The sequence below is a fragment of the Limnohabitans sp. TS-CS-82 genome (assembly GCF_002943475.1).
In genome coordinates, this window is the sequence record NZ_PTQX01000017.1 from 23,721 (window position 1) to 47,035 (window position 23,315).

Here is a 23,315-nt window from a genome sequence, read left to right on the forward strand (position 1 = left end):
GCGTAGAAAAACCAAAGGAGATAGGCATGTCGTTGATTCAAAAACTCAAGAAACGCGCGGCTGAGAGCCGCCCCGTGCGCGTGGCGGTCATTGGTGCTGGCAAGTTCGGCTCGATGTACCTGTCACAGGCACCGCGCACCCCTGGTATCCATTTGGTCGCTGTCGCTGACCTGTCGCCCGACCGGGCGCGTGCTTCGCTGGCGCGTGTGGGCTGGGAGTCTCCTCGCTTCGCGGCCACCTCGCTGGCGCAAGCTGCCAAAGACGGCAGCACATTCATCACAGACGATGCGCCTTCGGTCATTGCCAGCGACTATGTGGACATCGTCATTGACGCCACGGGTAGTCCTGCCGCTGGCATTGCGCACGCTTTGTTGTGCTGTGAGCATCGCAAGCACATCATCATGGTGAACGTGGAAGCCGATGTGTTGGCTGGGCCGTTGTTGGCACGTCGCGCCAAAGAGGCAGGCATCATTTATTCGATGGCCTCTGGCGATCAGCCTGCCTTGATTGCAGAAATGGTGGACTGGGCACGCACCATTGGCATGGAGGTGGTGTGCGCTGGCAAGGGCACCAAATACCTGCCCATCTACCACCAGAGCACCCCCGATACCGTCTGGGGCCACTACGGCTTCAATGCAGATCAGGTGGCGGGCGGGGACTTCAATGCGCAGATGTTCAACAGTTTCTTGGACGGCACCAAGTCCGCGCTTGAAATGGCAGCGGTTGCCAATGGCTGCGAGCTGACGCCCCCCAAAGATGGTTTGTACTTTCCGCCTTGTGGTGTTGATGATTTGCCGCACATCCTGCGTCCGCGTTCTGACGGTGGCATCTTGGCGCAAAAGGGCATGGTGGAAGTGGTGTCCTCAATTGAGCGAGATGGTCGCCCCGTTTTCCGTGATTTGCGTTGGGGCGTGTATGCGGTCTTTGAAGCGCCGAGCAAATATGTGATGGATTGCTTCCAGCAATACGGCCTCAAAACCGATTCGACGGGGAAGTACGCGGCGATGTACAAGCCCTATCACCTGATCGGTTTAGAGCTGGGCATCTCAGTGGCGAGCATCGCTGTGCGTCAAGAGGCAACGGGCGCAACCGGTGAGTGGCGCGGCGATGTCGGCGCGACAGCCAAACGTGCGCTTAAAAAGGGCGAAAAGCTGGATGGTGAAGGCGGCTTCACGGTCTACGGCAAGTTGATGCAAACCGAGGACTCTTTGCGACTGAATGCCTTGCCGATTGGCTTGGCGCACAACATGACTCTCAAGCGCGACATTGCGGCTGGCGAAGTCGTGACCTGGAATGACGTGGCGTTTGACGCGACCCAACAGGCCGTGGCTTTTAGACGCGAACAAGAGGCTGTGTTTCGCAAGGAAATGAAAGCGTGACCTTTCTGAAGTGACCAACAACCGCCTTCAGTGACGATCTATCCCAGCTCGTTTGGGGTTTTGGAAGCGGGTACATTGGTTTCATACGTTAGAGCTGCGCACCACCTTTGGTGCTCGCTGGTAAGACACATTCAAGGAATAACCATGCCCCGTTTTGCTGCCAACCTGACCATGATGTATTCGGATCTGCCTTTTCTCGAACGTTTCGAGGCCGCAGCGAAGGATGGTTTCAATGCTGTGGAATATCTTTTTCCTTATGCCTATCCCGCTGTTGAATTGGCAGCACGCCTGAAAGGCAACGGCCTGCAGCAAGTGCTTTTCAATACCCCGCCTGGTGGCATGACCTCAGATGATGCGCAGCGTTGTTGGGAGTCGGGAGATCGTGGCACAGCATGTCTACCCGGACGTGAGGCTGAGTTTCAGGCTGGTTTGTCGCTGGCGCTGGCTTATGCGGAGGTGTTGGACTGTCCTCGCATCCACGCCATGGTTGGTGTACGCCCCGCAGATTTGAGTGCAACGCAGGCAGACCAAACGCTCATTGGCAACCTCAAGTGGGCCAGCGAACAAGCTGCCAAAGTGGGTTGCGACTTGATGATCGAGCCCATCAATTCACGCAGCATTCCTGGCTTTCATTTGCAACGCCAAGACCATGCGCATGCCATTCTTGATTCGGTGAACGCGCCGAACTTAAAAGTTCAGATGGATCTTTTCCATTGCCAAATCGTTGAAGGCGACCTTTCAACCAAGATCAGTCAATATCTGCCCACAGCTCGGGTGGGACATTTTCAGATCGCGGATGCACCTAGCCGTCACGAGCCAGGTACAGGCGAAGTCAACTGGGCTCATGTGTTCGCGCTGATTGATCGCATCAGCCTTGACACCAATTGGAATGGCTGGATTGGTTGTGAATACATACCAGCCGACACAAGCAGTGGCGGGACTTCGCGTGGTCTTGACTGGCTGCTCAAATCAACGGCCTGAGGGCTTGCGCGGTTTGTTGCAGCAAAGGCAGCCAGCGCGTTGCTAAATCTGGTGCGTTGGGGGCTGCGCCTGAACGCACCAAGTTCAGCGCAGCCACCGTGTCGCCACGCTGATTGCGCAGCGGTACAGCCAAAGCGTCAACCCCTAATTCATGCTCTTGTGTCGCCAAGCAGTAATCTTGCTTGGCGATGCGCTTGAGTTTTTGTTTCAAGTCTTTCACCTGTGTGGCCGTGTGCGCCGTTAAGCGGCTCAATGGATTGATCTCTAGCCATGCTTTCATCTCTGGCGGTGTCAAGTTGGCCAGCAACACTTGACCCGTCGATGTGGCATGCGCGGGCAAGCGTGTGCCCACATGCAGGCCGTAGGCCAGTACGTTATGGCTGGCTTTGATGGACAAGTCTGGTCCTTGCCAAATACCTCTTGCCACGATGATCACCGCATCGTTTTGCAGCACCGCGACAGAGCACGACAGTTGCGTGGCCAAGCTCAGCTGATGCAAGGTGGGCTGAACCGCGCGCGGCAATCGAGCACCTGACAAATAACTCCCCGCAAACCCCAGCACTTTGGCGGACAACCAGTAATACTGACCATCGGTTTCCAAATATCCCAAGTGGGTGAGTGTGAGCAGATGCCTGCGTGCGGTTGCACGGGTCAGGCCGGTGCGTTGTGCTGTGAGCGTCGCGTTGAGGCGTTGGCGCTCGGTGTCAAAACTTTCTAACACGGCCATGCCACGGGCCATGCCTTCAATCCAGTCAGCTTTGTTCATGGTGCTTCGTTGTGGGTAGGTTGCGCGATGATCGTGCAATCATTCTAATCACCGCGCATGATTGCCTGTTGGACTTTGCGTTAAATCAAATACGCCTTTAATCTCACGGCACTTCTAAACACACAAGGATTTGAGACATGCGTACACAAGTGGTGATTGTGGGTGCGGGCCCTTCGGGTTTGTTGTTGGGGCAACTGCTGCACAAGGCGGGCGTGGATGCCATCATTTTGGAACGTCAAAGCCCAGACTACGTGCTGGGCCGCATCCGTGCGGGCGTGCTGGAGCAAGTGACCTTGGACGTGTTGGCTCAGGCGGGCGTTGACCAACGCATGAACAAAGAAGGCTTGGAGCATACCGGCTTTGATTTGCTGTTCAAAGGCGAGCGTCACCGCATCGATTTGGCCGGCCTCACAGGTGGTCAAAAAGTGATGGTCTACGGCCAAACCGAAGTCACCCGCGATTTGATGGATGCACGCCAAGCGGCTGGCTTGACCTCGATCTACGAAGCCGACGATGTGCAGATCCACGACTTTGACAGCGACCACCCCAGCGTCAGCTACAGCAAGGACGGCAAAAGCCACACCATCTCGTGTGACTTCATTGCGGGTTGCGATGGCTTCCACGGTGTGTGCCGTGCCAGCGTGCCGCGCAAGTCGATTCAAGAGTTTGAAAAGGTGTATCCCTTCGGTTGGTTGGGTGTGTTGTCCGACACACCACCTGTGCACGAAGAATTGATTTACGCCAACAGCCCCCGTGGCTTTGCCCTGTGTTCACAGCGCAGCCTCACACGCAGCCGTTACTACTTGCAAGTGCCGCTGACCGACAAAGTGGAGCAGTGGAGTGACGACGCGTTCTGGGGTGAGTTGCGTAACCGCTTGGACCCCGAAGCGCGCGACAACTTGGTGACTGGCCCAAGCATTGAAAAAAGCATTGCCCCTTTGCGCAGCTTTGTGACTGAGCCCATGCGCTTTGGTACGTTGTTCTTGGCAGGGGACGCCGCCCACATCGTGCCACCGACAGGTGCAAAAGGTTTGAACTTAGCCGCTACTGATGTGAAGTATTTGTCAGATGCACTGATTGAGGCGTGCATCGAAAAATCACACGCAGGCATTGACCATTACTCCACCCGTTGTTTGGCGCGCATCTGGCGTGCAGAGCGCTTCTCTTGGTGGTTCACCAGCTTGATGCACCGCTTCCCAGATCAAGGTGAGATTGGTCAGAAGTTCCAAGAGGCTGAGTTGGATTACCTCATCCACAGCGAGTCAGGTTCGCGCACGGTGGCTGAAAACTATGTGGGCTTGCCACTGAATTTTGGCGAATAAGCTCAGCAGAGCCCCAATGAAAAAGCCTGATGGTTGACCCATCAGGCTTTTTTTCAGTTCAAGAACTGTTGTGTGACCTTACTTCGCTGGCAACATGTGTTGCGCGAAAAACGTCTTCAGTTCATGGCGTGCACTGAGCGGGAAGATGCCTGCCACATACTGATCTGGGCGCACGATGACGATGGCGCCGTCCTGATGGATTTCGCGATCACGGAAGATGTCGCGCCCATGGCCTGATGCAAAGATCTGATTCACATCGACAAGACCAAACGGTGTTTTGATGGGCTTGAACACCGCAGGCACATCGCCTGGCTCCACCTGGGTGTAGTCTTGTTGGTAGATCACCTTGGTGTCGAAAATAGCATCTGTGTCGCTGTTGTGCGGTGTGTACTTGACGCGAGGTGACTCTGCGTCGTTCAGCCACCATTGTGCGAAGTCGGCTGTGGGCGTGCCTGAGTTTGCCGGTGCTGCGCCATCTGCAAACACATACACACGCCAGCGGCCATCGGCCTCATGCAAGTGGCCCAGGTGGCGCCAACGGTTGTCAGCGCGTCGCATCACCTCGGTGGATTTGAAACGTTTGCCAATCGGAAAACCTGTTGCCAAATGTTGGTGCTCAAGGCCTGCAACGATCTGGTTCTTGGGGTACTGCGTCATGAATCCCATGGGGAACTCAATCGTTTTCTCGTACCAACGCGCCAAGTCTTGCGGGTCATTCCATTCTTCGACAGGGCGGGCCATGAGTGTGGACCACTCTTTGTCGAAGTTGATGAGGTCTTGTGCAATCACGCGACGCTCGGACGAATACGTGTCGAGCAGTGATGCAGGTGCACGGCCTTCAAGCACCGCCGCGAGTTTCCAAGACAGGTTCCAGCCGTCTTGAATTGACACGTTCATGCCTTGGCCAGCTTTGGCCGAGTGTGTGTGACACGCATCGCCCATGATGAACGCGCGAGGATGTTGCTGACCGATGCGATCCGCAGGGACATTGTCAAAGCCTGTGGTCACGCGATGCGCCACTTCGTAGACCGACCACCAAGCAATGCTCTTCACATCCAAGGTGTAGGGATGCAAGATGGCATTGGCGCGACGGATGATTTCATCAAGACTGGTTTTGCGAATTTCACCCGCGTCGTTCTCATCAAGATTGCCGAGATCAACGTACAAGCGTGAGAGGTAGCCACCTTCACGAGGGATCAACAGGATGTTGCCTGAGCTGTGTGACTGAATAGAACACTTGACCTGAAAGTCTGGGAAGTCTGTGTTGCACAGCACGTCGATCACGCCCCAGGCATGCAGTGAGGCATCGCCTTCTAGCTTGTGCCCGAGTGCGGTGCGCACGTTGCTGCGTGCACCATCGCCGCCCACCAAATATTTGGCACGCACGGTGCGTACTTCGCCTTGGCGTGGGCCTGCGATGTATTTGATGCGAGCCGCCACTGGGTAGTCATGGCTCTCGTCAATTTCTAAGTCGACAAATTCAACGCCGTAATCGGGCAGAACCTTGCCCGGGGCTTGTTCTGCATAACCCAAGAAGTAATCTAAGACACGTGATTGGTTCACATAGATATGTGGAAACTCACTCACGCCATGGGCGTCATCGGGTACGCGCGAGACGCGCACAATGTTTTCGGGGTTCTTCTCATCGGGCTTCCAAAAACACATCTCGACGTTGCGGTAGGCCTCATCCACGATGGCATTGGCAAAGCCAAATGCTTGGAAGGTTTCGACTGATCGGGCCTGAATGCCGTCCGCTTGTCCTTGTGTCAAACGGCCTTCGCGTCGCTCGATGGCGCGCACGTTGATGCTGGGGAAATGGGCGAGCTGTGCCGCAACGGTCACGGCGGCGGGGCCTGTGCCAACGATGAGCACATCCATCTCATCAGGAATCTCTGTTGGGCGGTTGATGCCGTGGCCGGCGGCCGGTTTGATGCGGGGGTTTTCTGAAACGTAACCGCGATGGTGGAATTGCATGAGTGGTCTCCTTTGTCTCTATAATTGCAACATAATGTCAAATATAGAGATAGTCTAACCGAGGCATGACATTCAACGCAAGCATTCAATGGGTGACCTGATGACAAAACTACAAACCGTGAATTCCCGTGAGTCCAAAGCAGATGGCGGCTCTCAGACCTTGGCGCGAGGTCTGACTGCGCTAGAAATCATTGGCAGCGTGCCTGAGCCCATCAGCGTTGCGGCGCTGTCGCAGCAGTTGAACATCCACCGCTCCATGGGCTACCGCCTTGTCAAGACGTTGGAACAGAGTGGCTTTGTCGAACGCGATGTGTCGGGTGGACTCATCGTCGGTTCTAAGCTGGCCATCCTTGCGCGTGGCGTTGCCAAAGACTTGCGTTCGGCAGCAGCCCCTGAACTCGCAGCCATTGCCGAGGCGTTGGAGATGACTGCTTTTTTGGTGGCCTATGACGGTGAATTCGCCGTGACGTTGAGCAGTGCAGAACCTAAAAACTTAGAGACAACCTTGGGCAAGAAGCCAGGTAGTCGGCATGCCGTGGGGCAGGGCGCTCCGGGTAAGGTGATTCAGTCGCTGTTAAAGCCCAAAAAATTCCCACCGCAATCCTTTGAGGTGAGTGAAAACGAGGTGATCCATGGCATTGCGTCCATTGCGGCGCCCCTGCATCTCTCCAGTGGTCAGCCCGCTGCGATTGCGGTGCTTTACATACCGCACAAGGTGAACGTGGCCAAGGTGGCCAAGGCGCTCACGGCGGCAGCGAATCGCATTTGCGCGGTGATGGGCTAACCGTCAGTCGCCGATTTCTTCGTGGCTGTCGAGGTTTTGCAGCAAGGTGTCGAGCGTGTCATACACCTGCTGCAATTGCTTGACGCCCACTTTCTTTTCAAGCTCTAGGTATTCGCGCTCGATGATGGGGGCGATGCTTTTGCCCAGCTTTTTCGTGGCTGCTGTGACGGTCACTTTGACGCGTCGCTGATCGTGTTCCATGCGTTCACGTTTGATCAACCCAGCTTCTTCCATGCGCATCAGCACCCCGGCAATGCTGGGGCTGGAAATCAAGCAACGCTCGCACAACTGACGCGGCTCCAAGCCATCTTCGTCCAGCAGCACACGCAGAATTCGCCACTGCTGCTCGGTCACGCCGTGCTGATTCAGCACAGGTCGAAAACGGCTCATCAAGGCTTCCCTTGATTGCAGGAGGAGGTGGGGCAAATTCTTATGCCGAAGCGGGCTTTTCATAGGTTTAAATCAGGTTGACCGAGCGAACTGTACCGAATTCAAGACGAGCCTGAGGATTGGGCGGAAGGCAATCTAGGGATAACACTGATGAAAAAATCATCCAAGTTGGATTGACTTACTAATAAGTGAGTGTTTAAATTACGTACATGTTAGCAAAATGCATCACCTCAAAGAATTGACCATGTCGAATATTTTTCAAATGCCCCACGGGGGCACTGTGTACGGCACATTGTTGAACCATCGCGAAGCCTTGGCGGCTTTGGGTGATCAGGTGAATGTGGCGCCCTACAAGGCGCCACCCAAGGCACCGATTCTGTATATCAAGCCACGCAATACCTGGGCCCAAAGTGGCGATGCGGTGGTGGTGCCATCGGATGCGCCCGAGCTGCAAATGGGGGCAACGTTGGGGTTGGTCATTGGCCGCGTGGCTTCTAAGGTCAGCGTTGCGGATGCGTTGAACCACGTGGCTGGCTATGTGGTGTTGAACGACATCAGCGTGCCGCATGACTCGTTTTATCGCCCCTCCATGCGCTTCAAATGCCGTGATGGTTTTTGCCCCATGGGTGCCTATGTGCCGCGTGCGGCGGTGGCCAACCCTGACGCACTCGCCATGACCGTGGCGATTGATGGCGTGGTGGTGCAACACACGCACACGGGTGATCGCATCCGTTCGGTGGCTCAGTTACTCGCGGACGTCACAGAATTCATGACCTTGCATCCGGGTGACATTCTCAGCATTGGCATCTCTGCCAATGCACCCCTCGCACATGCGGGGCAACGCGTGACCGTCAGCATCGCTGGCGTGGGTCAAATTGAAAATACATTGGTCGCGGAGGAGTTGGTATGAATCGCGCAAAAGTAGCTTATGGCGGCGCCATTCATGAAGCCTACGAGCACCCTGCAGGTTTGAAGTTGGCCGATGGCCGCGTGGTCGCTGAAGACGCGGTGGTTTGGTTGCCGCCTTTTGAGGTGGGCACCATCATCGCTTTGGGCTTGAACTATGCAGACCATGTGAAAGAACTCTCCAAAGAGTTGACGGTCACCGCCAAAGACGAACCGCTGGCGTTTCTCAAAGGTCGCAGCTCTTTGATTGGCCATCGTGCGCAAACCCGTCGCCCTGAAGGCATTGCCTTCATGCACTACGAGTGCGAGCTGGCCGTCGTCATTGGTAAAACGGCCAAGAACGTCAAACGTGCAGACGCGATGCAATACGTCGCAGGCTACACCGTGGCCAATGACTATGCGATCCGCGACTACTTAGAGAACTACTACCGTCCCAACTTGCGCGTGAAAAACCGCGATGGCGGCACGGTGTTGGGGCCTTGGTTTGTGGATGCCGCAGATGTGGCTGATCCACACGCGTTGTCGCTGCGCACGTTGGTCAACGGGGTGGTCACACAACAAGGCAACACCGCTGATTTGATTTCGGATATTCCAACCTTGATTGAATATTTGAGCGGCTTCATGACGCTCAACCCTGGGGACGTGATCTTGACGGGCACGCCGGATGGTGTGGTCAATGTCAACGTGGGTGACGAAGTGGTCACCGAAATCGACGGCATCGGTCGGCTGGTCAACACCATCGTGGCAGATGCCACGTTTGGTCGTTAATTTTTTGGATGTAGGAGAAGCATATGCGTATCGAACACTTGATCAACGGCAAAGCCGTCAGCGCCAACCAGTACTTTGAGACGGTGAATCCAGCGACACAAGAGGTCTTGGCTGAAGTTGCCAGCGGCACCTCCGTGGAAGTCAATGCTGCCGTGCAAGCAGCCAAAGATGCATTTCCAGCGTGGGCTGCACGCCCCACGACTGAGCGCGCAAAAATCATGCGCAATCTGGGTGACTTGATTGCCAAGCACGTGCCCGAGATCGCACAAGCCGAAACCAAAGACACAGGCCAAACCATCAGCCAAACAGGCAAACAGTTGGTGCCACGCGCTGCCGATAACTTTTACTACTTCGCTGAAATGTGCACGCGTGTGGATGGCCACACCTACCCAACGCCAACGCATCTGAACTACACCTTGTTCCACCCCGTGGGCGTGTGCGCCTTGATTTCCCCTTGGAACGTGCCATTCATGACATCCACGTGGAAAGTGGCGCCTTGTTTGGCATTTGGCAACACGGCTGTGTTGAAGATGAGCGAGTTATCGCCTCTGACCGCAGCCCGATTGGGTGAGTTGGCCCTTGAGGCCGGCGTGCCTGCGGGTGTGTTGAATGTGGTTCATGGCTACGGCAAAGAAGCTGGCGAGCCGCTGTGTGCGCACCGCGATGTGCGTGCCATTTCTTTCACAGGTTCTACCGTGACGGGCAATCGCATTGTGCAAGCTGCGGGCCTCAAAAAGTTCAGCATGGAACTCGGAGGCAAATCACCGTTTGTGATTTTTGAAGATGCCGATCTCGATCGCGCTTTGGACGCAGCCATCTTCATGATCTTCAGCAACAACGGCGAACGCTGCACCGCAGGCAGCCGCATCTTGGTGCAAAAGAGCATTTATGCCGACTTCGCCGTCAAGTTTGCCGAGCGTGCCAAACGCATCGTGGTGGGTGATCCCTTGGATGACAAAACCATCATTGGCCCCATGATCAGCCAAGGCCATTTGGCCAAGGTGCGCAGCTACATCGAGTTGGGCACAAAAGAAGGCGCATCCATCTTGTGTGGTGGTTTGGATGCACCCGAGTTGCCCGCGCATTTGCAAAAAGGCAATTTCGTTCGCCCCACAGTGTTTGCCGACGTGGACAACCGCATGCGCATTGCGCAAGAAGAAATCTTTGGCCCCGTGGCGTGTTTGATTCCGTTCACCGACGAAGCCGATGCCATCCGCCAAGCCAATGACATTGAGTACGGTTTGTCCAGCTATGTGTGGACCGAGAACATTGGCAAAGCCCACCGCGTGGCCGCCGCCATCGAAGCAGGCATGTGCTTTGTGAACAGCCAAAACGTGCGTGATTTGCGCCAACCTTTTGGTGGCACCAAGGCCAGCGGCACAGGTCGCGAAGGTGGCACTTGGAGTTACGAAGTGTTTTGCGAACCCAAAAACGTGGCCGTGTCGATGGGCAGCCACCACATTCCACACTGGGGAGTTTGATCATGGGCCAACTCGCATTAGCCGCCAAAATCACACACGTGCCCAGCATGTACCTGAGCGAGCAGCCAGGTCCGCGCTTTGGCACACGTCAAAGCGCCATTGATGGCCACAAAGAAATCAGCCGTCGCTGTCGCGAAATGGGTGTGGACACCTTGGTGGTGTTTGACACGCATTGGCTGGTCAATGCGAATTACCACATCAACTGCGCGCCGCATTTCAAGGGCAACTACACCAGCAACGAATTGCCCCACTTTATTAATCACATGGCGTTTGAGGCACCAGGCAACCCCGAGCTGGGCCACCTGCTCGCCAAGGTCGCCAACGAGCAGGGCGTGGAAACACTCGCGCACGACAACACCACACTCGACCCTGAGTACGGCACGCTGGTGCCACTGCGCTACATGAACGAAGACCAGCACTTCAAAGTGGTGTCGGTCTCTGCGCTGTGCATGGTGCATTACCTGAACGACAGCGCTCGTCTGGGCTGGGCCATGCGCGAAGCCGTGGAAAAACATTACGACGGCAAGGTGGCTTTTTTGGCCAGCGGTTCACTCAGCCATCGCTTTGCACAAAACGGTTTGGCGCCAGAGTTTGCGCACAAGATTTGGAGCCCGTTCCTGGAGCAGCTCGACAAGCAAGTGCTGCAAATGTGGCATAACCGCGAATGGAAAGCCTTTTGCGAAATGCTGCCCGAGTACGCCAGCAAAGGCCACGGCGAAGGCTTCATGCACGACACCGCCATGTTGATGGGTGCACTTGGTTGGACGGCCTATGACGGTGAGGCGGACATCGTGACGCCGTACTTCGGCGCGAGTGGCACAGGCCAGCTCAATGCCATTTTTGATGTGACACCGCAAGACGGCGCTCAGGTGCCCAAAGCCGTGGCCAGCAGCGCGGATGGCTACACCGCCATCAGTTCACGTTTGTGATGTTTGCGAGAACGCCATGCCACACCTTGTGATTCTTTACACCGGCCAGCTCGATGCGGAAGTGAACATGACGACTTTGTGCCGTCAAATGGCTGACGCCATGTTGACCGTCAAAGACGAAACCGACAAACAAGTGTTCCCCACAGGGGGCACACGCGTGTTGGCCTATCCAGCGCCGCACTATGCCGTGGCCGATGGTGGCGCAGCAGGGCAAGCGGCGGCGCAGTTTGAAGGCAACCCACACGGCGGCTCTGGCGACTATGCCTTTGTGTACCTCAACGTGCGCATGGGCAAAGGCCGAAGCGAAGCCACACAGCAGCGCGCTGGACAAACCTTGGTCGAAGTGGCCAAGGCATTTTTTGCCCCCGTCATGGCACAACGCCACATCGGCATCACCTTGCAAATCGATGTGGGCTCCGAAGTGTTTGACGCCAAGCACAGCAATATTCACCCTTTGTTTCAAAAGAACTGAACGATGTCTGTTTTCACCGAAGCCCAAATTCAAGCACTGGCGCAAGAGCTGCATCAGTCTGAAAAATCACGCGTGCAAATTGAGCACTTCTCCAAACGTTTTCCCGGCATGACCATCGAAGACGGCTACCGCATCAACCGTGCGTGGATGCAACTGCAATACGCCGAAGGCCACCAAGTCATTGGTCACAAAATTGGTTTGACCAGTCGCGCCATGCAACAAGCCAGCCAAATTGACGAGCCCGACTACGGCACCTTGCTCGACTACATGCGTTACGAGTGCACCCCAGGTCAGGTGTTGGACATCCCCATGCACAACTTCATCGCACCCCGTGTCGAGGTGGAGTTGGCGTTCATCTTGAAGAAAGATTTGCGGGGACCCAACGTCACTGTTGAGCAAGTGTTAGACGCCACCGAGTACGTGACGCCTGCGATTGAAATCATCGACTCACGCATTGAACAGTTTGACCGTCACACCAAAGTGATGCGCAAAGTGTTTGACACCATCAGCGACAACGCCGCCAACGCTGGCATCGTGCTGGGCGCCAAGCGCGTGGATCCACTCACCACCAACTTGCCTTGGTGCGGTGCAATTTTGCGTTTGAACACCGTGGTGGAAGAAACCGGTTTGGCGGCAGGCGTGCAAGGCCACCCCGCCGTGGGCATTGCTTGGTTGGCCAACAAGCTGGCCCCTTGGGATGAGTATTTGAAGGCGGGCGAAATCGTGTTGGCTGGTTCCTTCACCAAGCCCGTGCCCGCCAAAGCCAGTGACGTGTTTGATGCTGACTACGGTGATCTGGGTCAACTGCAATTCCGTTTTGTGTAAGGCGACGCACCATGCAAATCACCAAAAACACATTCCGCGACGCGCTCAAAGCAGGCCAAAGTCAAATTGGTTTGTGGGTTGGCCTCGCTGACGCCAATGTGGCCGAAGCCTTGGCCGGTTGCGGCTTTGATTGGTTGCTGCTCGATGGCGAACACGCACCCAACGATGTGCGCACCGTGCTCGAACAACTGCGCGCCGTGGCGCCTTACCCCGTGCACCCTGTCGTGCGCCCCGTGCAAGGCGATGTGGCACTCATCAAGCAGTACTTGGATGTGGGCGCACAAACTTTGTTGGTGCCCATGATTGACACGCCCGAGCAAGCCGCGTTGATGGTCAAGGCCATGCGCTACCCACCCCATGGCATTCGTGGTGTGGGGGCTGCGTTGGCACGTGCTTCGCGTTGGAACCAAGTGACCGATTACCTCAAACAAGCCGACGACGAAATGTGTTTGCTGGTGCAAGCCGAAACCAGTTTGGCTGTGCAAAACCTCAAAGCCATTGCGTCGGTTGATGGCGTCGATGGTGTGTTTTTCGGCCCCGCAGATTTGTCGGCGTCGATGGGCTACCGCGGCCAACCTGCACATCCTGAGGTGGTGAAAACCATTGTGCAAGGCATTGCCACTGTGCGTGCCGCAGGCAAAGCCGCTGGCATCTTGATGGCCGATCAAAAAATGGCCCACATGTATCTCGAAGCAGGTGCGCAGTTTGTGGCCGTGGGTGTGGACACCACGTTGCTGGTGCGAACGGCCACAGAGTTAGCGGCTGCATTCAAAGGGCCACGCAACGCCGTGACCGACAACTCCCCCAAAGTTTATTGAAACGAAATTCCCCCACATGCACACGCTCCAACTCAAAGACACTGATCTGCTCAAGTCACAGTGTTACATCAACGGTTCATGGGTAGATGCCAGCAATGCCAGCACGATTGCTGTCTTGAACCCCGCGGATGGTTCGCACATTGCTTCCGTGCCCAATGCAGGCAAAGCGCTGGCACAACTGGCGATTGATGGTGCGGCCAAAGCACAAGCCGAATGGAAACTGCGCACCGCCGAAGACCGCGCGCGCATCTTGCGACGTTGGTACGAATTGATGTTGGCGCACCAAGATGATTTGGCGCTCATCATGACCAGCGAGCAAGGCAAGCCTTTGTCAGAAGCCAAAGGTGAAATCGCCTATGCCGCGTCTTACATTGAGTGGTTTGCCGAAGAAGCACGTCGTGTGTATGGCGAGATGGTGCCGTCGCCTTGGCAAGACAAACGCATCTTGGTCACGCGCGAGCCCGTGGGCGTGTGCGCCGCCATCACGCCGTGGAACTTTCCCGCAGCGATGATCACGCGCAAAGTGGCGCCCGCTTTGGCCGCAGGCTGCGCCATCATCGTGAAGCCCGCCGAGCAAACGCCGTTGTCGGCGTTGGCCATGGCTGAGTTAGGGCAACGTGCAGGCATTCCTGCTGGTGTGTTCAGCGTCATCACAGGTGATGCGCGTGAAATTGGTGGCGTGCTCACAGCCAGTCCTGTGGTGCGCAAACTGACCTTCACGGGCTCCACCGAAGTGGGTCGAATCTTGGCCGCGCAGTGTGCGCCCACGCTCAAGAAGATGTCGTTGGAGTTAGGCGGCAACGCGCCTTTCATTGTGTTTGACGATGCCGACTTGGACGAAGCCGTGCAAGGTGCGCTCGCGTCGAAATACCGCAACACCGGCCAAACCTGCGTGTGCGCCAACCGCTTGTTGGTCCAAGCCGGTGTGTACGACGCCTTTGCCGCCAAGCTCGCCACGGCTGTGCAAGCGCTGAAGGTGAGCCATGGTTTAGACGAGGGGGCCGCACAAGGCCCCTTGATTGACGAAGACGCCTTGGCCAAAGTAGAAGACTTGGTGGCCGATGCCGTCCAACACGGCGCACGCGTGCTGACCGGTGGTAAACGCCACGCCTTGGGTGGCACGTTTTACGAACCCACCATCTTGGGGGATGTGACAACCGCCATGCGCATTGCCAGCGAAGAGGTCTTTGGCCCTGTGGCACCGCTGTTCAAGTTCAACACCGAAGCCGAGGCCATTGCCTTGGCCAATGACACCGAGTTTGGTTTGGCCGCTTACTTTTATGCCAATGACATGGCCCGAGTGTGGCGCGTGGCAGAGGCTATTCAAGCGGGCATGGTGGGTGTGAACACAGGCGTCATTTCGACGGCAGTGGCCCCCTTTGGCGGTGTCAAACAGTCAGGCATGGGGCGTGAGGGTTCACACCAGGGCATTGAGGAATACATGGACACCAAATACATCTGTTTGGGTGGCGTTGGCGCACGTTGACCTCTCGTCATAAGAAGAGGCAAGGAGACAAAAATGAGCAAGTTTGAAACAACCTATCCCCGCCCCGAGCGCTTCAGCGAGGCCGAGTGGGCCGCACGCGTTGAACTCGCAGCGGCTTATCGCATTGCCGATCACTTGGGTTGGACCGAGTTGATCTACAACCATATTTCATTGCGCGTGCCCGGTGAAGACGGACACTTCCTCATCAATCCCTTTGGCTTGCACTACTCAGAAGTGTGTGCCTCCAACTTGGTGAAGGTGGATGTGCACGGCAACATCATGGGTCATTCTGACTGGCCGATCAATCCTGCGGGCTTCACGTTCCACGGTGCGATTCATGCGCGTGTGCCCAATGCGCATTGCGTCATGCATGTGCACACCACCGCCACGCAAGCGGTGTGTTGTTTGAAAGAGGGTTTGTCTTTCACCAACTTTTACGCGGCGCAGCTGTACGGAAAAATCGCGTACCACGACTTTGAAGGTATCACCGTCCATCTGGACGAGGGCATGCGCATTCTGGACAGTTCACAAGGCATGCCGGTGTTGCTCTTGCGCAGCCACGGGCCCGTGACGATTGGGTTTAATTTGGCCAATGCTTTTTCATTGATGTGGCTGGTCAACCGCGCATGCGAGGTGCAGCTGGCGTCTCAATCCATGGGCGAGACCTTGCCCATTCCTGTGCCCGTGCTTGAAAACTGTGTGCGCGATTCTTTGAACTTCGATCCCAAATTTGGCGGTGGGCAAGATGCATTTGATGCATTGCAGCGCATCGTCGATCGGATTGATCCAAGTTACCGCGGGTAAATAGAGGTTTTCTGATTTTGCATAGCCAGTAATGGGGTATGCAAAAATCAAATAACTGATAGAACGTAAATTCATGGACCAATTGGCAGACCCTAGCCAAAATAGGGGACTGAAATATAAAAAAATAATTGAGGAGAACTTATGAGTGAAAGCAAAGCGCCAAGCTCTGGCGTTGACCGTGTTCTAGAGCTTTTGTGCGATGCCAGTGCCACCATTGGTGGCTTGGTGTTGGTTGCCATCGCTTCTGTCACGGTGGTGAGCGTTGTAGGACGTGCCTTCTTTTCGCATCCCATTTTGGGCGATGTGGAGCTGGTGCAATTGGGTTGCGCGGTGGTGGTGGCTTCTTTCTTGCCCTACACACAGTTTCGCAACGCCAACATCATTGTTGACTTCTTCACGACCCATGCCTCGCAAGAGACCCAAACCAAATTGGATGGGTTCGGTACTTTGCTGTACACGCTGGTGATGGGCTTGATCGCTTGGCGTGTGGCTGTGGGCGGCATTGACATCAAGGCCAACCAAGAAACCTCCATGTTGATGGCCTTGCCACTGTGGATTCCCTACATGTTGATGGTGCCAGGCTTGGTGCTGTGTACCGTCATTGGATTGGTTCAAACCTTGGAACACTTCGGTTTGATTGAGAAGGAAAACGTATGAGCACGATGAGTATTGGCTTGTCCATGTTTGGCGCCATGTTGGTGCTGATGGCGGTTCGCGTGCCTATCGCGATTTCTATGTTTGTGCCAGGCGCGTTGGGCTACATGGCCTTGTCCGGCTGGTTGCCTTTGATGTCGCACCTCAAGGGCGCGGTGTACAGCCGTGTGTCGATTTACGACTTGTCGGTCATTCCTTTGTTCATGTTGATGGGTGCGTTTGCCGTACACGGCGGCTTGTCCAAAGCCTTGTTTGACTTCGCGAATGCGTTGCTCGGTCGCTTCAAAGGCGGCATGGCCATGGCGGGTGTGTTGGCGTGTGCGGCCTTCGGCTCCATCTCGGGTTCGACCGTGGCCACCACTGCCACGATCGCGCAAGTGGCTTATCCAGAAATGCGCCGCATCAACTACTCGGGCCGACTCGCCACTGCGGCGTTGGCCACGGGCGGCACGATGGGGGTGTTGTTGCCACCGTCTGTCACGTTGATGGTCTACGCCATCTTGACTGAACAGAACATCACCAAGATGTTCTTGGCTGCCTACATCCCCGCGTTGATCGCGGCTGTGGGTTACCTGATCGCCATCGCGGTGATCGTTCGCATCCACCCTGACCAAGCGCCTCAAGCCAAAGCAGCCACAGCCAGCGAGCTGATGACAACAGCGCTGAACGTGTGGCCCATTGCTGCCATCTTTTTGGTGGTGTTTGGTGGCATCTACGGCGGTGTGTTCACCGCGACCGAAGGTGCGGCCATTGGTAACGTGTTGACCTTTGCCATCACCTTGCTGCGTCGCGAGATGACGTTTGACAAACTGGTGGCGTCTATTCGCACCACGGCGCAAACCAGCGGCATGATCTTCTTGATCTTCATTGGTGCTGACATGATCAACGCCTCCTTGGCTTTGTCGCAACTGCCAGCGCAGTTGGCCGACATGGTGGGTCATTTGCAGATCTCACCGTTGGTGGTGATGGCAGGCATCATGATTTTCTACATCATCCTCGGTTGTGTGATGGATGAGATGTCCATGATCTTGCTGACCGTGCCCACCTTGTTCCCCGTGATTTTGGGTATGGACTTCTTTGGTTTGAATCCTTCCGACAAGGCCTTGTGGTTTGGTATCCTGATCCTCACCGTGTGTGAGATTGGCATGATCTTCCCGCCCGTGGGTTTGAACGTGTACATCATGAATGGCTTGGCCAAAGATGTGCCCATGGTCGAGACCTACAAGGGTGTCGTGCCGTTCCTCATCACAGACGGCATTCGTTTGGCGTTGTTGATTGCGTTCCCAGCCATCTCGTTGTGGTTGGTGCATTTGTTGACTTAAATTTTTATAACCTGGAGACAAAAATGAAGACTCGTTTTCTCAAAGTTGCAGCCGCTGCCGCGTTCACCGCAGCAGCCTTAGGACAAGCAGCATCGGCCCAAGAAGTGACGCTCAAAGTGCACCACTTCTTGCCCGCTTCGTCCTACGCACAAACCTTGTTCATTCAACCTTGGTGTGACCGCATCGCCAAAGAGTCGAACAACAAGATGAAGTGCCAGATTTACCCATCCATGCAATTGGGTGGCTCGCCCCCTCAGTTGTTTGAACAAGCACGTGACGGTGTGGCTGACGTGGTGTGGACACTGCCTGGCTACACAGCAGGCCGCTTCCCCTCGGTGGAAGTGTTTGAAATGCCCTTCATGATGCAAAGCCCAGAAGCCACCAGCAAAGCGGTGTGGGACTACGTGGACCAATATGCCAAAGCTGAGTTCAAAGACGTCAAAGCGCTGGCCTACCACGTCCACGGTGACGGCGTGTTTCACATGGTCAACAAGCCCATCCGCACTGCCGCTGATTTGAAGGGTGTGAAGCTGCGCGCTCCGACACGTGCCACCAACAAGTTCATCGCCATGTTGGGCGCAACCCCTGTGAGCATGCCAGTGCCTCAAGTGGGTGACGCGTTGTCCAAAGGCGTGATCGATGGTGCTGTGGTGCCTTACGAAGTGGTGCCCGCGGTGAAGATTCAAGAGTTGGTGAAGTTCCACTCTGAGACTGACCCAGCTGAGCCAGCCTTCTACACCTCTGTGTTCATCTTCGCGATGAACCAAGCCAAGTACGACTCGTTGTCGCCTGAGCTGAAGAAAGTGATTGACCGCAACAGTGGTCAAGCGTTGTCGGGTATGGCAGGCAAGGCGTTCTTCGAGGCTGATGCGGAAGGCAAGAAGCTGACCACCAAGAACACGACCAACGTGATTCCAAAGGCTGAGTTGGAGAACTGGAAAAAGTTGTCACAACCTTTGTTTGATGCCTGGGTGTCAGACATGAACGCCAAAGGCCACAACGGCAAGCAAATGCTCGATGGTGCAAAGTCTTTGATTGCCAAGCACGCTGCAGGCAAGTAAAGCGTTTTTCGCGCAACAAAATGGGGCCGTTCGCGGCCCCATTTTTTATTTGTGTGTTGTGTGAGTCAGTGGCGGCTGTAAACCAAGCCCGAGGCCACGCCGCCAAACAAATCGCCTTCGACCAAGGGCACACCCGCAAACTCAGTTTGCAGCGCTTGCTGAAACGTGCGTAGCGCCGATGAACCACCCGTGAGGTAAATGGCATCGGGCTTGCCGTGTGTGAGGCCTGCACGTTGCACGCAATCGCGTGCACACGCCACAGTGCTGGCCAGCAGCTGTGCCAAGTGCGCGTGTAGTTCGGCGGTGCTGAGTGATGCGACCAAGTTGGCTTCGAGATAAGACAGGTCTATTGCTGTGTCGCTGTTGGTTTGTGAGCAACGAATCTTGGCTTGCTCCAAATCGTGTGCCACGTGGTGGCCGTAGCGCTCGGTCAGCACGCGCATCAATCGGTCGTGCAAGCGCACATCGCTGTAATTGACTTGCAGAGTTTTGGCTTGTGCCAGGGCTTTGGGCTGGTACTGCCAGTTGATCAAATGCCAGGTGGACAAATCAAAGAACACGCGATTGGGTACTTCGCGCTTGTCGGGGCCTAAGTGGCCATAGCCCAGCAAGGGCATGACTTGTCCGAGGCTCAGCTTTTGGTCAAAGTCGGTGCCGCCAATGTGCACGCCGGTGGTGGCCAGCACATCGTCGGCACGGTTGGGCTTGTGCATCAGCGCTGGCCCCAAGCGCACCACGGTGAAGTCAGATGTGCCACCACCGATGTCGGCCACCAGCACGGTGGTTTCGCGCGTGAGGCGTTGCTCATAGTCCAGTGCGGCAGCGATGGGTTCGAGTTGAAACGCAATGTCTGTGAAGCCCACGGCTTCAGCCGCTTGGCGCAACGAACTTTCGGCTTGTGCGTCACGTGCTGCATCCTCATCCACAAAGTGCACAGGTCGACCCATCACCACACGCGTGGGTGCAGCGCCAAGGTGTTGTGCAGCACGCTTGCGTAACTCGGCCAAGTAGGTGGTGATGATGTCGGAGAAGTTCACCAACTGGTTGTTGATGACCGTGGTCTCCATTAGTAGCGGGCTGCCAAGCAAGCTTTTGAGCGAGCGCATCAAGCGGCCCTCTGTGCCCTCTAGGTAATGGGTGACGGCCTCGCGGCCAAAGTGCGTGCTGCCTTCTTCGGCGTTGTAAAACACAGCCGTGGGCATGGCCAGTGCATCGCCCTCTAAGGGGATGAGTTGGGCTGTACCTTGAGCCGATGCCCAAGCGATGGCGGAGTTGGAGGTGCCGAAATCAATGCCTAAGGTGCCAAGGCCATCCTGTGTTGCTACTGTCATGCGCGAAATTAACCTGCCAGCCCCACATAGACGTTTTGCACATCGTCGTTGTCGTCAATCGCAGAGAGGAAGGCTTCGACTTCTTCCAAAGCTTCTGGGTTCAGGTTGGCTGGGTCGACAGGGTTCTTTGGCTTGTAGCCGAGCTTGGCCGACAGCACATTGAAACCATGCGCGGGCAGGGCGCGGCTAACCAAGTCCAACTCAGTGGGTTCGGTGATGAAGACCGTGGAGCCCTCATCACCCGCTTCCACATCTTGAGCGCCTGCTTCGATGGCGGCCATTTCGGGGTCTGCGTCGGGTGAAGTGGGTTCGGCTTCGATCAGGCCGATGTGGTCAAAGTCCCATGACACTGAGCCTGATGTGCCGAGCTGCCCTTTGCGAAACAGCAATCGCATTTCAGGGGCGGTGCGCTTGACGTTGTCAGTCAAGCACTCGACCATAACTGCCACTTGGTGAGGCGCGTAGCCTTCATAAATCACACGTTCAAATTGCACCGACTCACCTGTGAGGCCCGCCCCTTTTTTGATGGCGCGGTCCAGTGTGTCTTTGGGCATAGACACCTTGCGGGCTTGCTCCATCACCATGCGCAAACGCGAGTTAGCAGCTGGATCTGCGCCGTTGCGTGCAGCCACCATGATGTCCTTGGCGAGTTTGCCGAACATGCGGCCTTTGGCGTTGGCGGCTAAGTCTTTGCCTTTGGCTTTCCATTGAGCGCCCATATGCGTATTCCTTTGAGTTTTATATTAGTGTTTAGTGGTCGGTACTCGCGCTCCAGCGCTCGTCCCATGCGTGTTCGATTTGTCGACGGTCGCGCTTGGTGGGCCGGCCGTGCTCAATGCTGTGCGCAGGCTCTGCGGCCATGCGGTTTTGTTCGGCCAGTTTTGCGCGCAGCGCGATGCTCTCTGGCGTTTCTTCGTAAAGCTGTTGCGCCACGGGCGCGGGGCCACGTGCGGCGCTGATGCCTTTGACGACGATAGTTTTAGTGATGTTGCCTTGGCGCACGGTGAGGGTGTCGCCAATCTTTACTTCGCGTGCAGGCTTGACATCTTGCCCGTTGATTTGCACGCGGTGTTTGGTCACTTCATCACACGCGAGGCTGCGTGTTTTGTAGAAGCGTGCTGCCCACAGCCACTTGTCGATGCGCAGGCTGTCCATCAGTGGTTGAACACGTCCAACACGCGCTTCAGGTCGTGGCCGGTGTAAGTGGGCTTGGGGCCGATGGCTTCAAAAGGCATGTGTTGGCGGTTCACCCACAGCGTGGTGAAGCCAAACCAAGTAGCACCCAGTGCATCCCAGCCGTTGCTCGACACAAACAAAATGTCTTGTGTTTCGGCTTGGATGGTTTGTTGCACCAAGCCATACGCTTCAGGCGAAGTTTTGAAGAGGCGAATCGGGTCAACCGAGATGACATGGTCAATCAAATCGGCCATGCCAGCACTCGATACCGCAGTGCTGAGCATCTCAGGGCTGCCGTTCGACAGAATGGCGGTGGTGATGCCACGCTCTTTCAGACTTTGCAACACGTCTAAGTTTTCAGCGAAGGGCGTGAGCTTGGCGTATTGGCCCATCAAGGCGTCGACGTGTTCGGGCTTGGCGTCTAACTTGAAGCGTTCGAGTGTGTAGAGCAAGGCACTGCGCGTGATGTCCCAAAACGATTGGTAGTAGCGGCTGCCTTCTGCGCGGTGCGGGTCAGACATGGTGATGAGCCGCGTGTAGTCAATCTGCTTGTCACGCCACAGCACCGAGATGGCCGCGCCTTGGCCCGGATACAACTGCTCGGCCAAAGCCCCGATCGAATACACATCAAACAAAGTGCCATAGGCATCGAACACAACCGCTTGGATGGCCATGCTCAGTCCTCGTTGGGCAGCAAGCAGCAGGTGTCGCCACTGGCGGGGCGCTCAATCTTGATGCGACGGATGTTGGGCAACGTGGCTTTCAGGTCGTTGTAGATGAAAGCGCACAGATTCTCTAAAGTGGCGGGGCCGAGGCCTGCCACTTCGTCAAGGAAATGGTGGTCGAGCTTCTCGCGCACTTTGTCGACCTCTTGGCGCAAAAAACCAAGGTCCATCATCATGCCGGACTCGGGGTCTGGCTTGCCTGCAAGGGTCACTTCGGCATGATACGTGTGGCCGTGGATGCGTAGGCTGCCTTCTGCATCAATTTTGCGGCGCAGGGTGTGTGCGGCTTCAAAGTAGAAGCGCTGGCTGAGTTCGTAGGTCATCGGATGCCAATCAACTTATGGGTTTGCACGCTCAAACGCCAGCGGGGGTTTGCTTGGCAATAGGCCACGGCAGCCGCGGTGTTGGCTGATGCGTTGGGCCCATCCATGGGTTGCAAATAAAAATGTTCGAAGTTCAAAGATTCATACAGCGCGGGCTCTGCACCCACTTGCGGAAACACCAGCTTGAGTTCTTGACCGGCTTCCACCACACGCTGGCTGCCTGCCTTGGGACTCATGCACAGCCAGTCAATGCCTTTGGGTGGTTGTACCGTGCCGTTGGTTTCCACCGCAATGGTGAAGCCTTGCGCGTGCAGGGCGTCGACCAAGGCCTCGTCCACTTGCAGCAAGGGCTCACCACCGGTCAGCACCACAAAGCGGTGCTGGGTGTCGCTGGCAGGCCAAAAGCTGGCAATGGCAGAAGCCAAAGCTTGGGCGTTGTCAAACTTGCCGCCGTGTGTGCCATCGGTGCCCACAAAGTCGGTGTCGCAGAACTGGCAAATGGCCGTGCTGCGGTCTTCTTCGCGGCCGCTCCACAGGTTGCAACCGGCGAAACGGCAAAACACGGCGGGTTGCCCGGCATTGGCGCCTTCACCTTGCAAGGTGTAGAACATTTCTTTCACGCTGTACGTCATCCCGCT

At 56.0% G+C, this 23,315-nt stretch carries 25 protein-coding genes; 16 read left to right on the forward strand and 9 right to left on the reverse strand.

Features of this window, described 5'->3' with window-relative positions; genetic code table 11:
* The first annotated feature begins 26 nt into the window (after nucleotides 1-26).
* Together C5F52_RS24940 and otnI are read left to right on the forward strand one after the other, a co-directional pair.
* Nucleotides 27-1,379 (forward strand): NAD(P)H-dependent oxidoreductase, encoded by a 1,353-nt coding sequence (locus C5F52_RS24940; RefSeq protein ID WP_104801078.1) that lies wholly within the window; start codon nucleotides 27-29, stop codon nucleotides 1,377-1,379.
* 144 nt (nucleotides 1,380-1,523) lie between these two features.
* Nucleotides 1,524-2,360: a 2-oxo-tetronate isomerase gene (gene otnI, locus C5F52_RS24945; RefSeq protein ID WP_104801079.1), complete on the forward strand. Its 837-nt coding sequence runs from the start codon at nucleotides 1,524-1,526 to the stop codon at nucleotides 2,358-2,360.
* Here the strand turns inward: otnI and C5F52_RS24950 are convergent.
* A complete protein-coding gene (locus C5F52_RS24950; RefSeq protein WP_104801080.1) occupies nucleotides 2,344-3,126 on the reverse strand; it encodes an IclR family transcriptional regulator C-terminal domain-containing protein in 783 nt (260 codons plus the stop codon). The genes otnI and C5F52_RS24950 overlap by 17 nt on opposite strands.
* 137 nt (nucleotides 3,127-3,263) lie before the next feature.
* Between C5F52_RS24950 and pobA the strand changes: the two genes are divergently transcribed.
* Entirely contained in the window at nucleotides 3,264-4,448 is a 1,185-nt protein-coding gene (pobA, locus tag C5F52_RS24955; protein ID WP_104801081.1) for a 4-hydroxybenzoate 3-monooxygenase, read from the forward strand.
* A gap of 78 nt (nucleotides 4,449-4,526) precedes the next feature.
* On the opposite strand, the gene C5F52_RS24960 is transcribed toward pobA, so the two are convergent.
* Entirely contained in the window at nucleotides 4,527-6,422 is a 1,896-nt protein-coding gene (locus tag C5F52_RS24960; protein WP_104801082.1) for an FAD-dependent monooxygenase, read from the reverse strand.
* A gap of 100 nt (nucleotides 6,423-6,522) precedes the next feature.
* On the opposite strand from C5F52_RS24960, the gene C5F52_RS24965 reads away from it, so the two are divergent.
* Entirely contained in the window at nucleotides 6,523-7,206 is a 684-nt protein-coding gene (locus tag C5F52_RS24965) for a helix-turn-helix domain-containing protein (RefSeq protein ID WP_104801200.1), read from the forward strand.
* Nucleotides 7,207-7,209: 3 nt separating this feature from the next.
* On the opposite strand, the gene hpaR is transcribed toward C5F52_RS24965, so the two are convergent.
* Nucleotides 7,210-7,659 carry a homoprotocatechuate degradation operon regulator HpaR gene (hpaR, locus tag C5F52_RS24970; RefSeq protein WP_104801083.1) on the reverse strand — a complete coding sequence of 150 codons (450 nt, stop codon included), beginning with the start codon at nucleotides 7,657-7,659 and terminating at the stop codon, nucleotides 7,210-7,212.
* Between the two features lie 181 nt (nucleotides 7,660-7,840).
* Between hpaR and C5F52_RS24975 the strand changes: the two genes are divergently transcribed.
* From C5F52_RS24975 to C5F52_RS25030, 12 genes are all read left to right on the forward strand, one after another.
* A complete protein-coding gene (locus tag C5F52_RS24975; RefSeq protein ID WP_201747089.1) occupies nucleotides 7,841-8,506 on the forward strand; it encodes a fumarylacetoacetate hydrolase family protein in 666 nt (221 codons plus the stop codon).
* Entirely contained in the window at nucleotides 8,503-9,270 is a 768-nt protein-coding gene (locus C5F52_RS24980) for a fumarylacetoacetate hydrolase family protein (protein WP_104801085.1), read from the forward strand. Before C5F52_RS24975 ends, C5F52_RS24980 begins: the two co-directional genes overlap by 4 nt.
* Before the next feature lie 23 nt (nucleotides 9,271-9,293).
* Complete coding sequence (hpaE, locus tag C5F52_RS24985; RefSeq protein WP_104801086.1) at nucleotides 9,294-10,751, forward strand: 5-carboxymethyl-2-hydroxymuconate semialdehyde dehydrogenase; 1,458 nt, start codon at nucleotides 9,294-9,296, stop codon at nucleotides 10,749-10,751.
* A gap of 2 nt (nucleotides 10,752-10,753) precedes the next feature.
* Entirely contained in the window at nucleotides 10,754-11,680 is a 927-nt protein-coding gene (gene hpaD / locus C5F52_RS24990; RefSeq protein WP_104801087.1) for a 3,4-dihydroxyphenylacetate 2,3-dioxygenase, read from the forward strand.
* Nucleotides 11,681-11,696: 16 nt separating this feature from the next.
* Nucleotides 11,697-12,152, forward strand: a complete 456-nt coding sequence (locus tag C5F52_RS24995; RefSeq protein WP_104801088.1) for a 5-carboxymethyl-2-hydroxymuconate Delta-isomerase — start codon at nucleotides 11,697-11,699, stop codon at nucleotides 12,150-12,152.
* Between the two features lie 3 nt (nucleotides 12,153-12,155).
* Nucleotides 12,156-12,977, forward strand: a complete 822-nt coding sequence (hpaH, locus tag C5F52_RS25000; protein WP_104801089.1) for a 2-oxo-hept-4-ene-1,7-dioate hydratase — start codon at nucleotides 12,156-12,158, stop codon at nucleotides 12,975-12,977.
* An 11-nt stretch (nucleotides 12,978-12,988) separates the two neighbouring features.
* Nucleotides 12,989-13,795 carry a 4-hydroxy-2-oxoheptanedioate aldolase gene (gene hpaI / locus C5F52_RS25005; protein WP_104801090.1) on the forward strand — a complete coding sequence of 269 codons (807 nt, stop codon included), beginning with the start codon at nucleotides 12,989-12,991 and terminating at the stop codon, nucleotides 13,793-13,795.
* Nucleotides 13,796-13,811: 16 nt separating this feature from the next.
* The gene (locus C5F52_RS25010) at nucleotides 13,812-15,281 is read left to right on the forward strand and encodes an NAD-dependent succinate-semialdehyde dehydrogenase (RefSeq protein WP_104801091.1); all 1,470 of its coding nucleotides are present in this window, start codon (nucleotides 13,812-13,814) and stop codon (nucleotides 15,279-15,281) included.
* 33 nt (nucleotides 15,282-15,314) lie between these two features.
* On the forward strand, nucleotides 15,315-16,085 hold the full coding sequence (locus C5F52_RS25015) for a class II aldolase/adducin family protein (protein WP_104801092.1): 771 nt from the start codon (nucleotides 15,315-15,317) through the stop codon (nucleotides 16,083-16,085).
* 141 nt (nucleotides 16,086-16,226) lie between these two features.
* The gene (locus C5F52_RS25020; protein ID WP_104801093.1) at nucleotides 16,227-16,742 is read left to right on the forward strand and encodes a TRAP transporter small permease; all 516 of its coding nucleotides are present in this window, start codon (nucleotides 16,227-16,229) and stop codon (nucleotides 16,740-16,742) included.
* A complete protein-coding gene (locus C5F52_RS25025; RefSeq protein ID WP_104801094.1) occupies nucleotides 16,739-18,061 on the forward strand; it encodes a TRAP transporter large permease in 1,323 nt (440 codons plus the stop codon). Before C5F52_RS25020 ends, C5F52_RS25025 begins: the two co-directional genes overlap by 4 nt.
* Nucleotides 18,062-18,084: 23 nt before the next feature.
* Nucleotides 18,085-19,122: a TRAP transporter substrate-binding protein gene (locus tag C5F52_RS25030; RefSeq protein ID WP_104801095.1), complete on the forward strand. Its 1,038-nt coding sequence runs from the start codon at nucleotides 18,085-18,087 to the stop codon at nucleotides 19,120-19,122.
* 65 nt (nucleotides 19,123-19,187) lie between these two features.
* Here C5F52_RS25030 and C5F52_RS25035 read toward each other — a convergent pair whose 3' ends face one another.
* From C5F52_RS25035 to queE, 6 genes are read right to left on the reverse strand one after another with little or no spacing between them, the layout of a single operon-like run.
* Nucleotides 19,188-20,453: an Hsp70 family protein gene (locus tag C5F52_RS25035; RefSeq protein WP_104801096.1), complete on the reverse strand. Its 1,266-nt coding sequence runs from the start codon at nucleotides 20,451-20,453 to the stop codon at nucleotides 19,188-19,190.
* An 8-nt stretch (nucleotides 20,454-20,461) separates the two neighbouring features.
* Nucleotides 20,462-21,172 carry a YebC/PmpR family DNA-binding transcriptional regulator gene (locus tag C5F52_RS25040; protein WP_104801097.1) on the reverse strand — a complete coding sequence of 237 codons (711 nt, stop codon included), beginning with the start codon at nucleotides 21,170-21,172 and terminating at the stop codon, nucleotides 20,462-20,464.
* Between the two features lie 31 nt (nucleotides 21,173-21,203).
* Nucleotides 21,204-21,608 (reverse strand): RNA-binding S4 domain-containing protein, encoded by a 405-nt coding sequence (locus tag C5F52_RS25045; protein WP_104801098.1) that lies wholly within the window; start codon nucleotides 21,606-21,608, stop codon nucleotides 21,204-21,206.
* Nucleotides 21,608-22,303, reverse strand: coding sequence for a haloacid dehalogenase type II (locus C5F52_RS25050; protein WP_104801099.1), 696 nt, complete (start codon nucleotides 22,301-22,303; stop codon nucleotides 21,608-21,610). Before C5F52_RS25050 ends, C5F52_RS25045 begins: the two co-directional genes overlap by 1 nt.
* Before the next feature lie 2 nt (nucleotides 22,304-22,305).
* Nucleotides 22,306-22,677, reverse strand: coding sequence for a 6-carboxytetrahydropterin synthase (locus C5F52_RS25055; RefSeq protein ID WP_104801100.1), 372 nt, complete (start codon nucleotides 22,675-22,677; stop codon nucleotides 22,306-22,308).
* Complete coding sequence (queE, locus tag C5F52_RS25060) at nucleotides 22,674-23,309, reverse strand: 7-carboxy-7-deazaguanine synthase (RefSeq protein ID WP_104801101.1); 636 nt, start codon at nucleotides 23,307-23,309, stop codon at nucleotides 22,674-22,676. The genes C5F52_RS25055 and queE overlap by 4 nt, the downstream gene beginning before the upstream one ends.
* Between the last annotated feature and the right edge of the window lie 6 nt (nucleotides 23,310-23,315).